Below are 13,535 nucleotides of genomic sequence, written 5' to 3'. Positions count from 1 at the left end.
TTGATTCCCGAATTTATTGATTCCAGAATCATTTATTCAAGACTTACTCGCCCGGGTCGATGTCGCAGACGTCGTCGGGCGATATGTGCAGTTGCGAAAGGGTGGGGCCAATTTACTTGGCCTGTGCCCTTTTCATAACGAAAAAAGCCCGTCGTTTACCGTCAGCCCGACCAAACAGTTCTACCATTGTTTCGGTTGCGGCGCCCACGGTACCGCCATCACCTTCCTGATGGAACACACGGGCTCGAGTTTCCCCGAGGCCGTGCGCACGCTCGCCGGCTCGGTGGGAATGACGGTCCCCGAAGAAGACCGCAGTCCTCGCCAACAAGCCGAATCTGCGCGCCGCAAGGCCGAAACCTCACGCCATACCCAGGTCCTTGATGCTGCCCAGGCGCATTATCTGCAGCAGTTGCGCGCGTCGCCTGCCGCTATCCAGTACCTGAAACAGCGCGGTTTGACCGGCGAGATCGCAGCGCATTTCGGGCTGGGCTGGTCAGGTACCGATCGTCATGGTTTGTCCAAGGTTTTCGAGCATTACGACGATCCGACGCTGGTCGAAGCCGGGCTCGTCATCGAGTCCGAGGATGGTCGCCGCTATGATCGCTTTCGCGAACGTGTGATGTTCCCCATCCGTAATGCGCGCGGCAGCCTGATCGGCTTTGGCGGGCGCATTATCGGCAAGGGCGAGCCCAAATACCTGAACTCACCCGAAACCCCGGTGTTTTCCAAGGGCCAGGAGCTCTATGGACTCTGGGAGGCGCGCCAGGCCATCCGCAAAGAAGGCCAGGTAATCGTCGTCGAAGGCTACATGGACGTGGTAGGCCTGGCTCAGCAAGGCATCGCCCACGCTGTCGCCACACTGGGCACGGCGACCACCCCCGATCATGTCAAAAAGCTCCTGCGGGCCAGCGACAAGGTCGTCTTCAGCTTCGATGGCGATGGTGCCGGCCGCCGGGCCGCCTGGCGAGCCTTGCAGGCGTGTTTGCCTGTCTTGCGGGATGACATATCGATTCGGTTTCTGTTTTTACCCACCGAACACGATCCGGATTCCTACGTTCGTGAGTTGGGCGCAGAGGCGTTTCGGACATGCCTCGGTGAGGCGACCGCGTTGTCGCGCTTTTTGCTCGAAGAGCTCGCCTCACGGCACAACCTGAGCGAAGCAGAAGGCCGCGCCAGTTGCCTGCACGAGGCCAAGCCCCTGTTGGCGGCCATTCCCGAGTGCGCCCTGCGCCTGCAAATCGAGCGCGAAATGGCGCGCCAGGTGCAATTGACGCCGGAGGAAATGGCTCAAATCCTCGCTCAGGCGCCCGCACGCCCATTTGTGCCGCCAGGCACGGGCAAACCTGCTGCAAGCAAGCCGGCCGGCTCAACCTCCGCCGCGCCATCATCCTCAGCGGGCTCGTCAGCTGCCTCGTCCCCGTCCGCCGGGACCGACGGTTACGACCCTTTTGATGTGCCCCCTCCGGATTTCGACTACGAGCCTGTCGGTTATGGCTACGATGACCAGCCGCCTGCTGATATGGCCTTTGATGCGCCGGCTCCAGATACGGGTTGGCGGGACCAGGGCGGCTCAAAGGGAAACTGGCAGGGCAAGAAGGGTAACTGGCAGGGCGGCAAAAAGGGCGACTGGAAGGGCGGTAAAGGCGACTGGAAAGGCAAGCGTGACGATGGCGTCGGTGGTTACGAAGGGCGCCGCACCATGCCGTCCATGGCCAAACGTCTGCTGGCGTTGTTGCTGGCTCACCCTGAATTAGTCGATACGATGGGTGACCAGCAGCTTGAAGTCCTGGACAAGGGACCCCATCTAGGATTGGTCAGAGACTTGATCATGCTGGCCCAAACCAGCGGTGCGCGCCACGTGGGTGCGCTGCTGCAGGCTGCCGACCCGGATTCCGACTTGGCCACGGTATTGAAAAGCATGCGTGCCGATCTGCTTGCCCAGGAAGACCTGCCCGAGCCCCAAACCGAATGGGACGACGCGCTGCGGCGCATCGAATTCGACGCGGCGCGTGCAGAAATGGCCAAATTGGCCGAGGCGGGCTTGAGCAGCGCAGACGCCCTGCAGCGTTACCAGGAACTGTCCGCGCGATTAGTGGTCTTAAAACATAGTGGTATCCGTTAATTACGGTACAATTAAAGGTTTTCCAGCGGTATGTCGTGATCAGCTGCGACGCCCTATAGGGGTGGACGTGTTGATTACGTTTATTTTGCCGCCGGAGTTGTTACAATTAAAGGTGGCAAGTACGCAAGTCCGGCCAGGGTTTGGCCAGCGGTGTTGAACAGATGGGGCTGTGTCTATTGCAGCAGCGTGGGGCGAAAGATCCCCTCAGACTGCCAGCCTGTCGCAGGCAAGACAGCCCATCACAATGCCCGGAAACCCGGCCGGAACGAGTTCGCGATACGAGATGCTCCTGGGCCAATTGGCCAGAGAGGAGTATCTGTGGGGTCCGATGAGCGGCCCGCGTTACAGACAATGTAACGCACGCGATTTCAGCGCGCTTGCCTGTTTTACCCGCATCGACCGGATCGCGGCGCTTTGGCGCGTGCGGCCGGTTCTTGCGGTGCAATAGCCCCAATCACGGGTTGCGACGACCACGGAAGCGACTATGACCAGAACATCAGGCAAAACCTCCCCTGCAAATGATGCGACCGACACGCCGGTCAAGACGGCCAAGCGTGCTGTCAGCATGGCAGCGGAAAAAGCGCCTGCCAAAGCGGCAGTGAAGGTCTCTAAAACAGCAACGAAAACCGCTGCCAAAAAGGCAGCAAAGCCCGCAACCGGAGAGAAAGCGGTCAAGGCAACGCGCACGAAAAAAGCCGAGGACAAGCTGGCTGATCTGGTGGGCGGCGGTGCACGCCCATCCAGCGGCCGTCGTCCTGGGCGTCCTGCGAAGAACGCGAATAACGACAACGACGGCTTCGACGATTCGATGGATGGCGAAGGCGAGGTCCTGCCCGATCTCAAGCCGCCCAAGCGCGGCGGCAAGCGTGGCAAGGCCGATCCCAAAGACCTCATCGCTCGCGGCCCCGTTTCGCCCGAGGAATACGAAGCCCGTCGCAATCGCCTCAAACAGCTGATCAAGCTGGGCAAGGATCGCGGCTACCTGACCTATGGCGAAATCAACGATCATCTGCCTGACGATCTGGTTGACGCCGAAGCCATCGACGGCATTATCAGCACGTTCAGCGACATGGGGATCGCGGTCTACGACCAGGCCCCCGATGCCGAAACGCTGCTCATGAGCGAAAATGCGCCGGTTGCGTCCAACGACGACGATGTCGAGGACGAAGCCGAAGCCGCGTTGACCACGGTGGACTCCGATTTTGGCCGTACGACGGATCCAGTGCGTATGTACATGCGCGAAATGGGTTCGGTCGAGCTGCTGACGCGCGAAGGCGAAATCGAAATTGCCAAGCGTATCGAAGACGGTCTGAAACACATGGTGATGGCGATCTCGGCCTGCCCGACCACCATCAACGAAATCCTCAACCACGTCTCGCGTGTGCGCGACGGACAAGCGCAGATCGACGAAGTCGTCGATGGCCTGGTCGACCCCGAAGACGGCGAAGAATACGCCGGCGCCGGTGTGACGGCAGAGGAAGACGAGAACGATGACGGCCCCGCCGGCGGTATGTCGAGCAAGCAGCTCGAAGACCTGCGCGTCAAGGCCTTGGCCAAGTTCGACGAGATTGCCAAGCAGTTCGCTACGATGCGTCAGTCGTACGAACAGGACGGCTACAAGTCCGACATCTACGTCAACTCCCAAGAAGCCATCTTGAACGAGATGATGGGCATCCGCTTTACCGCCAAAATGGTGGAAAAGCTGGCCGATACGCTGCGTGCGCAAGTCGAGGAGGTTCGCCAACTCGAACGCGCCGTGCTGCACACCTGCGTGGATCGCGCAGGCATGCCGCGCAGCCACTTCATCAAAGTATTCCCGGGTCACGAAACCAACCTGGAATGGGTGTTGACCGAAGTCGCCGCAGGCCATCCGTATTCCGAGACGCTCGAGCGCCAAGTCCCCGCTGTCCAAGAACTGCAGCAAAAACTGATCGACCTGCAAACGCGCGTCGTCCTGCCGCTCAAGGACCTCAAAGACGTCAACAAGCGCATGGCCACCGGCGAAGCCAAGGCTCGCAAGGCCAAGCGTGAAATGACCGAGGCCAACTTGCGTCTGGTGATCTCGATCGCCAAGAAATACACCAACCGTGGCCTGCAGTTCCTGGATCTGATCCAGGAGGGCAACATCGGTTTGATGAAGGCCGTGGACAAGTTCGAATACCGTCGTGGCTACAAGTTCTCCACGTACGCAACGTGGTGGATCCGTCAGGCCATTACGCGTTCGATCGCCGACCAGGCACGTACCATCCGGATTCCGGTTCACATGATCGAAACGATCAACAAGATGAACCGCATCAGCCGTCAGATTCTGCAGGAAACGGGTGGCGAGCCCGATCCCGCGACGCTGGCACAAAAGATGGACATGCCCGAGGACAAGATCCGCAAGATCCTCAAGATCGCCAAAGAACCGATCTCCATGGAAACGCCGATCGGTGACGATGATGATTCGCACCTGGGTGATTTCATCGAGGACACGGCTACGTTAGCGCCGTCCGATGCTGCCTTGCATGGTTCGATGCGCGATGTCGTCAAAGAAGTGTTAGACTCTCTGACCCCGCGTGAAGCCAAAGTTTTGCGTATGCGTTTCGGTATCGAAATGAGCACCGACCAAACCTTGGAAGAAGTGGGCAAGCAATTCGACGTTACGCGTGAGCGCATTAGACAAATAGAGGCTAAAGCGCTGCGCAAGCTGCGCCACCCCAGTCGGGCCGACAAGCTCAAGAGCTTCCTCGAAGGGCAATAAGCAGTCAGTTTTAAAGGCCCTCTAGCTCATGCCTGGTTAGAGCAGCGGACTCATAATCCGTTGGTGCTCGGTTCGACTCCGAGGGGGGCTACCAAGTAAATATGCGGGTTTCCGGCTGGTTCGGAAACCCGCATTTTTTTGCAATGCAGGCTTTTCCGCACAAGGTCCATTCCGCGTGGGTGGGGTTTCGCATCCACATCGATCCAGGGCGTTGCGTGGAGCAAAAGTCATGCATATTCCTCATGACTATGTGAGTACGCATCGTTTTTCAGTTGAGCAACGCATGCCGATAATTTCCAGGTATCTGAACCACTGTCGGTTTGGGAGCCCTGGAGACACATGTCATGACGCAGCAAGCCCCTGTAAATACAGCCCTTAAACCGCTGACCGGAATACGCATCGTTGATTTCACGCGGGTGCTGGCGGGCCCCTATTGCGCAATGCTGCTCGCTGATCTGGGGGCTGAAGTCGTCAAAATCGAGATCCCTGGCACGGGAGATCCGTTACGCGTACAAGGGCCGCCATATCATGCAGGCATAGGCGTCACATTCCTGGCGACAAACCGCAACAAGCGGTCGGTGACAGTAGACATGCAAACGCACGAAGGTAAGGAGCTGGCTTATCAGTTATGCATGCATGCGGACGTCGTGCTGGAAAATTTCCGGCCTGACGTGATGCCGAGATTGGGCTTGAGTTACGAACGATTATCCGCGCAGCGGCCTGAGCTGATCTACGCGTCGATATCGGGCCTGGGGGCGGACGGGCCGGATCATTTGCAAGGGGCTTTTGATCTGACGATACAGGCGTTGGGGGGGTATATGAGTATCACCGGCGAACGGGACGGTGCGCCAGTGAAGTTGGGGACCTCCGCCTTTGATATCGTGGCCGGCATGAATTGCTATGCAGCCGTGCTTGCCGCGTTGCTTCAGCGCAAGGAAACCGGGCTGGGTCAGAAAGTCGAAACCAGCCTGCTGGAAGGCGAGGTTGCCTTCCTGGCGAATGTGGCGCTGGAATATCAATTGACTGACAAAGTCCCCGGAAAATGGGGATCGGAGCACTCACAATTGGTGCCGTATAAAGCGTTTCAGGCCAATGATGGTTGGCTGGTCGTGGCGGCAGGTTATCAGAATCAATTTGCCGCCTTTTTGGGGGTGCTGGGACGAGAGGATCTGTTGGTCGACAAGCGCTACGCGAGCGAAGCCGATCGAGTCGTGAACAGGGATGCGTTATACGCCACACTGGATGATGAGGTCGCGAAACATTCAGTCGAGGGTTTGTTGGGGCAGTTGGAGGCGGCCAAGGTGCCGTGCGCACCGGTCAATGATCTTTCGCAGGTATTCACCCATCGCCAGGTGAGACATCGACAGATGCTCTGTGAGGTCGAGCATCCCGGCTATGGCAAGCTGCCGCAGGTGGGGTCGGCCGCGAAGTTTTCGGCCTTTGATGTGGCTGCACAGTGGACTGCGCCTCCTACGCTAGGCGAGCACACTAGCGAAGTGCTGAGTGAGTGGCTGGGTCTGGACAATGGCCGTATCGCGGCGCTGCGTGAGGTTGGAGCGATCTGATGAGATTACGCTAGCCAGCCCGCTCGGAGGCGGCTTCTTCGAGCAGCCAGTGACGCAAAAGTTCCAATCTCGTGTCGGAACGTTTGGCCGGCGGATAAACAAGACAGTATGCGTCTTGGCCCTCGAATGGCGACTCGAATGGTATGACGAGCCTGCGGGCTGCTATGTCTTCTTTGACGAGCAGGCGTGGCAGCAGCGCGACACCCAGGCCCGCTACGGCCGCCTGCATGATCATATAGAAGTGCTCAAAGCGGGGACCGGCCCACGCGTTGACGGTACTGCCGCCCTTGGCGACCAGCCAATCGCTCCACCAATTTGGCCGGTGTATTTGCTGCAGCAGTGTATGCGCAGCAAGATCCGTCGGACGTTTCAGGCGAGGCTGCGAGCTGCGGTAGTCGGGCGAGCACACGAGGACCAGATCTTCTCCGACGAGGCGATCTGACATCACGCCAGGCCAGTCGCGACGTCCAAAGTAAATCGCGGCGTCTATTTTCTCTGCTTCAAAGTCAAAGGGTTTTGCTCGGGTTGCCAGGCTGACGAGCACTTGCGGATGCGCTGCGCTGAAACGGTCCAGCCGAGGAATCAGCCATTTGACGCAAAACGCAGGCGGTGTGGCGAGGGTCAGGATACCGCCGGCGCCGCGGTTTGCGAGCAGATTGATCGTCGCGGTTTGCATTTGCTCGAGTGCAGAGCGGATCTCTCCGACATAGGAACGGCCAGCCTGGGTCAGTTCCAGCCGCTGTTTGACGCGCTCAAAGAGCAAAACACCGAGATAGTCTTCCATGACGCGTATCTGTCGGCTCACCGCGCTTTGCGTCAGGTTGAGTTCGACTGCCGCTTTGGTGAAGCTGAGATGACGGGCCGCGGCCTCGAAGGTCCGCAGCGCAGCGAGAGAAGGAAGTTGCCAGCCCATAATGCACGCAGGTTATACCAAAAGCTCATGATGTGACAAGCACACATCGCTTGTTATACCTATACCAAGCGGCTCAGAATAAGTCGTGCTCACTTTCATCACGACAAAATTGCATGACTAAAACGGCTTTTTCCGATCTACCTGACATGAGCGATATACGGGGCCCGGCGGCATCTCTCGCCAGCCGAGTCACGGAGATGCGAACGGATGTGTTGGTCCTAGGCGGTGGCATGGCCGCATATCGTGCTGCAATCGCCGCGCGTAATGAGGGTGTCGAAGTGGTGCTGGCCTATCGCGGACGAGGCGCTTCACCCTATGTGATTGGCTTTAATGCCCCATTGGGACACTGCGATGACCGGGACAGTCCAGACGTCTATTTCGACGATATGGTGCGTGGTGGTTATGGTCTGAATGACAGGCGGTTGGTGAGGCGATTGGCGCACGGCGCTGCGGATGCTTATCGCGAATTGCAGGCGCTGGGCGTGCCATTTGCCATGCAAGCAGAACGGGAGCGTGCATTGCAGCGCCATCTGTCCGGAAACTCCTATGCGCGCTCTGTATACGTGCCTGATGGAACGGGGCGTGCGGTCATCGATACCTTGATTCGGCATGCTCGAACGCTAGGGGTAGTCGAACGAGGCGGTGAGAAGGTCATCGGGTTGTTGCATGGAGAGGCGGGCGTACAGGGCGCACTGTTATGGAAGCCGCACACCGAGCAGCTGACACTGGTTCGTGCGCGCACCGTGGTCGTCGCCATGGGAGGCCTGGGACAACTCTACGCAGATAGCACTTATCCCGTAGATGTCGCCGGCGATGCTTGTGCGATGGCCTATGAGGCGGGAGCGACGCTGATCGATATGGAGTTCATGCAGTTCGAACCTGTGGTAACGATATGGCCGTCACAATGCCGCGGCATGGAGATGCCAACCGCAATGCTGGGCGACGGGGCACAGCTACGGAACGCGGCGGGTGAACGATTCATGCTCCGGTATAACCCGCCACATGCCGAGCGCCAGATCGAGAAGGCGCGTATGGCTCTATATATCCAACAGGAAATCGACGAGGGTCGGGGGTTGCCTGAGGGCGGCGTGTGGTTCGATGCCACGTCGTTGGATGCCGATACACGGGAAAGCTATGTTTCTCATTGTTCGCGATTGCGTGCGGCAGGCGTAGATCCCGCAAACCAGGCTGTGATCGTCGCACCCGCAGCGCATAGCGCGATGGGCGGCATACTCGTCGACGATTGTGGATGGACTGGCGTAACGGCTCTCTATGCCGCGGGTGAAGCTTGCGGCGGCGTACATGGCGCCAGCCGTATCGCGGGGAATGGTTGCAGTGACACGCTGGTCTTTGGCGCAGTAGCGGGAAGGCATGCGGCGCGCGCGGCGCGAGCGTTGGAGTGTGCCAGTGAAGCGCCGATTGATATCTCGCTACGTGCATTGAGCCGCTGGTGGGGAGAGGAGCAGGGCGACCCTGTCCCACTGAAGCACCGTATTCAGCAGGCGGTAGCCGCTCATGCCGGAATCTGGCGCTGCGCTACGGGGCTGAATCAAGGTTTAACAACGTTGGAGCAGCTCGACGTCGAGCTGCAAAGCATGCGTGCCAGAACCTTGGCAGGAGCGGTAGCGTTGCTGGAGACAGAGCGCATGACCCGCTGCGCCGTCATGGTCTTGGCAGCGGCGTTGCAACGTACGGAAAGCCGTGGTGCACATCAGCGTACAGATTTTCCTCAAAGCGATACGCGGTGGTTGACGCATCTTTCATTCGACCGAGATGGGCAATTTTCCCCGCGCGAAATTCCGATTCATTGACATTCATTGGCTGGAGACATTGTGGACTTTGAACCTACTGAAGAACAACGGATGGCGCTCGATGGCTGGCGCCGTTTTGTTGAAAATGAAATTGCACCTATGGTTTTGCCATTTCGCGATCATGCGTTTTCGCCGGACGTCGCGCATCAGTTGCTGTCGATGATGGCGCCTTATGGTGTGGGATCGGGTTGGGTTCCCGAGGAGGGCGGTGGTACGGGCTATGACTTTCTGACCAGCGGCTTGCTATTCGAGGAGCTGGCCCGTGTGTCGCCGGATGCCGCCGGGCTTGCATGGGTGGCCGAAGGGGCTGCGCTGAAGCTCTACACGAATGGCTCCGCCGCGTTACGTGACCGTTATCTGCCGGGAATGCTGAGTGGCGAGATCATCGGCTGTTCGGCGATCAGTGAGCCGGGTATTGGATCGAGCGTGCGCGAAATGCGGACCCGTGCAACGCGAGACGGCAACTATTTCCGTATTTCTGGCGAGAAAATGTGGACCTCCAATGCCTCTGTCGCGGACATCGCGATCGTCGTCGCACGTACCGGGGAGCAAGAATTCTCCATGTTTTTGGTTGATCGTCGTGAACACGGATTCGAAACCCGGGAAATAGAAAAGCTGGGCCTGAATGGTTGGTCCATGGGGCAGATGGTGTTCGATGATGTCGTGGTCCCCGCCGAGAATCTATTGGGAACGTTAGGAGCGGGATTGCGGGAAACCATGAAAGGCTTCGATCGTTCACGTTGTTTCGTGTCCACTCTGGCTTTGGGCATCGCGCAAGCATCTTTGGACAACGCGGTGTCTTACGCTGGTGAGCGGACTCAGTTCGGAAAACCTATCGCGGGACATCAGCTCGTACAGGGATTGCTGGCCGAGATGGTGAGCGAGCTCGACGCGTCTCGTTTGCTCGTGTACCGCGCGCTGTCGATGATGTCGCAGGGAAAACGCTGCGAAATGGAAGCGGCCATTGCCAAGTCATTCACCACAGAAGCCGCACAGCGTATTACATCCAAGGCCATACAGGTGCATGGCGCATTTGGTTTGACGCGTGAGTTTCCCGTCGAGCGTCATTTCCGAAACGCACGCATGCTCACGATCCCTGATGGGACCACTCAGATCAATCAGTTGATTATTGGCCGAAAGCTGACTGGCATGGATGCTTTTCACTAGCCATTGATAAATAACGTACTGGAGGAGTCGATAACTATGAAAAAAGCTTTGATCATGGGCGCATTAGGCGTTCTCATGAGTTCCCCTGTCCTGGCTGCATCATGGCCGACCGAAAAGCCCATCCGCATTGTGCATGGCTTTTCGGCCGCAGCAGCGACCCAGATGCTGGCTCAGGAAATAGCAGAGCAACTGCATGCGAAGACTGGAGCGACGGTGTATGTGGAGCCGCGGCCCGGTGCGGGAGGTAACATCGGCGCCGATGTCGTAGCAAAATCGGCTCCGGATGGCTACACGTTGTATGTCGCCACCTCGGCGACGCAAGCGATCAATCCATTGATCTACAGGAAGCTGCCTTTCGATACGCAAAAGGACTTTGCTCCGATTTCTATATTGGGCGACGTGCCGAATGTGCTGATCGTGAACAAGAATCTGCCAGTCAACACACTCGCCGATTTCGTAGCACTGGCGAAGTCCCAACCCGGTAAACTGCATTATGGATCCAGCGGAAACGGGACCTCTATGCATCTCGCGGCAGAGCAGTTCAAGATGACCGCGGATGTTGATATTCAGCACGTTCCGTATCGGTCTTCCGGTACCGCTGTCACGGACCTCATGGGAGGACAGATCGATGCGATGTTCCATCAGGTGCCGGCCGTGATCGGCATGATACAGAGTCAGAACCTGAAGGCGTTGGCGGTGACGACGCGTGAGCGTGTGGCGGCACTGCCAGATGTGCCCACTGTTGCCGAAACTTATCCGGGTTTTGAATCGATGACCTGGTACGGCTTGTTCGCCCCGGCGGGGACGCCGGAGGCGGTCGTGCAGCAGGTCAATCAAGTCGTCACGACAGCGTTAAAAGGCGACCTGGGAAAAAAGCTGCTGGCCATTGGCATTACGCCGCGTCCGTCATCTCCGGAACAAACTGCCGCGGCTGTCTCGAGCGACTCCGCGCATTGGAAGGTGGTGGTGGATCGTGTGGGCGTGCATCTGGATTGAGGCGCAGTTTGCTCTATTTGGCGCATTGGCCGTGTTGTGCCTTGCCTGCAGGGCCTCGGGGAGCATGATACTGTCACCCTCGAGGTCCTATTCGTTTCTTTGGAGCGATAGCGCCCGCGGCACTAGCTATCGCATCCCCGGATTGCATCCTTGATCGCTTCCAGTGCGCTCCTGATCTTCAGCGAATTCTTCAGGCGTTCTTGCAGCATGATAAATACCGGCACCGATTTTTCGGTTCGGTAGCCAGGGAAAATCCTGACCAGCGTTTTCTCGGCAGTGGCAGACAGGCTCATCACATTCGGCAATAGGCCGATACCTTGTCCTTCCTTTATCATTTGAAAGATCGCGCCCCAGTGGTTGATCGCCATCACTTCGTTGATCATGACTTCTGCTTTACCGCCCTGGTCATTGACGAGCGAGAGCTTCTCTCCAGAAGAAAATCCGGGTTGATTGATAAAGGGATGTTTTTCCAGATCGGAGATTTGATGTATGCCATTATTTTTCTCAAGGTATTCTTTCGAGCAAAATAACAGGCCGTGAATCGTCCCGACGTCAAATGCCATCAACCTTTCATTTTTGGTCGGCCCCACCCGAATCATTAAGTCGACATCGTCGCCCATTGATTCCGATTGCACGTCGTAGAACCTCAGTTCAACTCTGACTTCGGGAAAAATGCTGCGAATTTTCAGCAGGGCAGACGACATGATGTAGTCGTCAAAACAAATCGGCACAGCGATACACAACGTCCCCGACGGACTGGTGTCTAAAGACTTGATCGCATGCAAACCCCCATCGACACTTTCGATGGTGTTTATGCTTAGTTCATAGAATTTTCTGCCGGCCTCGGTGCAAGACAGCGACCGTGCGCTGCGGGTCAGGAGCTGGATGCCAAGATGGTCCTCCAGCCGAGCCAAACGCTCGCTGATAGCAGGTTGGCCCACGTTCAGTTCGCGCGCAGCGCCAGAAAGCGTCCCGCACTCTACGACGCGAATATATATTCGCATTGCTGCCAACATGTCCATAGAAATAGGTCACATTTCTGTATGTAATAGTTGACACTATAACCATCTATCTCGGAACGCGCTTCAAGGCTTCAGGAATGAACAGGGGCAGCACGCACCCGCTAAATCGTTATTTTTGAATGAGTTCTCCGAAGAACATATACCCCTGTTGTCGTACGTTCATCAGCGGCAGTTTGCTTCCATTCAGAATGGCTTTCTTTTTCAAGCGGCTGATTGCGACAGTCAGGGTACGCATGGCGGACTGACCGGCAGCTGCAGGTTCCTCACCATCTGTCTGGTCATGATCGAATTGCTCGATCGACGACAAATCGACGGGCGTGTCGGGGTGTAGATATAACTCAATAAAGATCCGGCGCTCGTGTTTGGAGAGTTCCAGCTTGCTGCCCGCAGGGGTTTGCAGGATCCAGGAGTCGTGACAAAGCGCCCAGGTTTCTCTTGTATTTGCGTCTGGCGCACTCGCGTTGCTGCGGGTTAGCTTGATCGACCGCGCGGCTTCGGGTCTGGGGCATGGGGCGAATGGGGAGTGCGCCGAGAGCGCAACCGGATGCTTACGGAAAAACGTATGCAGATTTGCTGCGAGTTCTATGGCGCCAAAGTCACTGTTAAGACAGGCATCGGCGCCTGCAAGTAACGCCTGGCTCTTATGGGCTTCGTCGTTGAAGGCACCGATGGCTAAGACAAAATGATGAGGGGACTCGCTGCGGAATTTAGGCAGCCTCATGAAAAGCGCGTCGTCCCTGACATCGACAATATAGACGCCTAGACTGGGTATCTGCGTCGCTGTCGATGCCACTGGGTGGCTACTCTCGATCTGGACGGACGAGTAGCCAAATTGACCAAGATACTCTTTAGTGCGATGCGCCAGAGAAGCATCATCTATAGACAGATATACGGGCATGGTATTTTCTTGCGGCAATCAGGAACGATGCTGACGCTCAGGAGCCCGCATGTAGGGGTTCTCGGCGCCTCAGGTTTTAAACATTTCGTTCAATCCTACGGAATCGTGACGCCCAAAGAAAGTCATCTGTCCCGATAATAAGTATCGGTTCTGCAAGGTTGATCTCGGTGTTGAAGTTAGATAGGTCACTGTTCCTCGCACAAACATCTCTACCGCGTGATGTAATTCCATGCAAAGAATTGCCACGTCGCGCCTGAGATCGACGCCCCTGCCGTAGGTAGAACATACTGCTATCTCA

Annotated in this window: 9 protein-coding genes and 1 tRNA gene; 7 read left to right on the top strand and 3 right to left on the bottom strand. The window is 57.3% G+C overall.

Annotated features, from left to right (window positions below; genetic code table 11):
* The first annotated feature begins 16 nt into the window (after positions 1-16).
* The 4 genes from dnaG (at position 17) to ACYVI2_RS03890 (ending at position 6,430) form a co-directional block, all read left to right on the top strand.
* Positions 17-2,122, top strand: coding sequence for a DNA primase (dnaG, locus tag ACYVI2_RS03905; RefSeq protein ID WP_415821239.1), 2,106 nt, complete (start codon positions 17-19; stop codon positions 2,120-2,122).
* A gap of 484 nt (positions 2,123-2,606) precedes the next feature.
* Complete coding sequence (gene rpoD / locus ACYVI2_RS03900; RefSeq protein ID WP_415821238.1) at positions 2,607-4,865, top strand: RNA polymerase sigma factor RpoD; 2,259 nt, start codon at positions 2,607-2,609, stop codon at positions 4,863-4,865.
* A 15-nt stretch (positions 4,866-4,880) separates the two neighbouring features.
* Positions 4,881-4,959: transfer RNA gene (locus tag ACYVI2_RS03895), tRNA-Ile, on the top strand.
* Positions 4,960-5,209: 250 nt separating this feature from the next.
* The gene (locus ACYVI2_RS03890; protein WP_415821237.1) at positions 5,210-6,430 is read left to right on the top strand and encodes a CaiB/BaiF CoA transferase family protein; all 1,221 of its coding nucleotides are present in this window, start codon (positions 5,210-5,212) and stop codon (positions 6,428-6,430) included.
* Positions 6,431-6,440: 10 nt separating this feature from the next.
* On the opposite strand, the gene gcvA is transcribed toward ACYVI2_RS03890, so the two are convergent.
* Complete coding sequence (gene gcvA / locus ACYVI2_RS03885; RefSeq protein ID WP_415821236.1) at positions 6,441-7,343, bottom strand: transcriptional regulator GcvA; 903 nt, start codon at positions 7,341-7,343, stop codon at positions 6,441-6,443.
* 146 nt (positions 7,344-7,489) lie between these two features.
* Between gcvA and ACYVI2_RS03880 the strand changes: the two genes are divergently transcribed.
* Genes ACYVI2_RS03880 through ACYVI2_RS03870 form a run of 3 tightly spaced genes read left to right on the top strand, consistent with a single transcriptional unit; the run spans position 7,490 to position 11,317 of the window.
* Entirely contained in the window at positions 7,490-9,154 is a 1,665-nt protein-coding gene (locus tag ACYVI2_RS03880) for an FAD-binding protein (protein WP_415821277.1), read from the top strand.
* A gap of 21 nt (positions 9,155-9,175) precedes the next feature.
* Complete coding sequence (locus ACYVI2_RS03875) at positions 9,176-10,321, top strand: acyl-CoA dehydrogenase family protein (protein WP_415821235.1); 1,146 nt, start codon at positions 9,176-9,178, stop codon at positions 10,319-10,321.
* Positions 10,322-10,357: 36 nt separating this feature from the next.
* On the top strand, positions 10,358-11,317 hold the full coding sequence (locus ACYVI2_RS03870; protein ID WP_415821234.1) for a Bug family tripartite tricarboxylate transporter substrate binding protein: 960 nt from the start codon (positions 10,358-10,360) through the stop codon (positions 11,315-11,317).
* A gap of 122 nt (positions 11,318-11,439) precedes the next feature.
* On the opposite strand, the gene ACYVI2_RS03865 is transcribed toward ACYVI2_RS03870, so the two are convergent.
* Together ACYVI2_RS03865 and ACYVI2_RS03860 are read right to left on the bottom strand one after the other, a co-directional pair.
* Complete coding sequence (locus ACYVI2_RS03865; protein ID WP_415821233.1) at positions 11,440-12,339, bottom strand: LysR family transcriptional regulator; 900 nt, start codon at positions 12,337-12,339, stop codon at positions 11,440-11,442.
* Between the two features lie 109 nt (positions 12,340-12,448).
* Positions 12,449-13,237, bottom strand: coding sequence for a helix-turn-helix domain-containing protein (locus tag ACYVI2_RS03860; RefSeq protein WP_415821232.1), 789 nt, complete (start codon positions 13,235-13,237; stop codon positions 12,449-12,451).
* Positions 13,238-13,535: the final 298 nt, after the last annotated feature.

This window comes from Bordetella tumbae (assembly GCF_054780995.1).
The sequence above is the reverse complement of the archived record's forward strand: the minus strand, read 5'-3'. Positions and strand labels throughout refer to the sequence as shown.

What these genes read in the sequence shown, in the direction of transcription:
- gcvA (WP_415821236.1), bottom strand. Translation starts at nt 7,343, where the DNA reads ATGGGCTGGCAACTTCCTTCTCTCGCTGCGCTGCGGACCTTCGAGGCC.
- rpoD (WP_415821238.1), top strand. Translation starts at nt 2,607, where the DNA reads ATGACCAGAACATCAGGCAAAACCTCCCCTGCAAATGATGCGACCGAC.
- ACYVI2_RS03860 (WP_415821232.1), bottom strand. Translation starts at nt 13,237, where the DNA reads ATGCCCGTATATCTGTCTATAGATGATGCTTCTCTGGCGCATCGCACT.
- ACYVI2_RS03880 (WP_415821277.1), top strand. Translation starts at nt 7,490, where the DNA reads ATGAGCGATATACGGGGCCCGGCGGCATCTCTCGCCAGCCGAGTCACG.
- ACYVI2_RS03865 (WP_415821233.1), bottom strand. Translation starts at nt 12,339, where the DNA reads ATGGACATGTTGGCAGCAATGCGAATATATATTCGCGTCGTAGAGTGC.
- ACYVI2_RS03870 (WP_415821234.1), top strand. Translation starts at nt 10,358, where the DNA reads ATGAAAAAAGCTTTGATCATGGGCGCATTAGGCGTTCTCATGAGTTCC.
- ACYVI2_RS03890 (WP_415821237.1), top strand. Translation starts at nt 5,210, where the DNA reads ATGACGCAGCAAGCCCCTGTAAATACAGCCCTTAAACCGCTGACCGGA.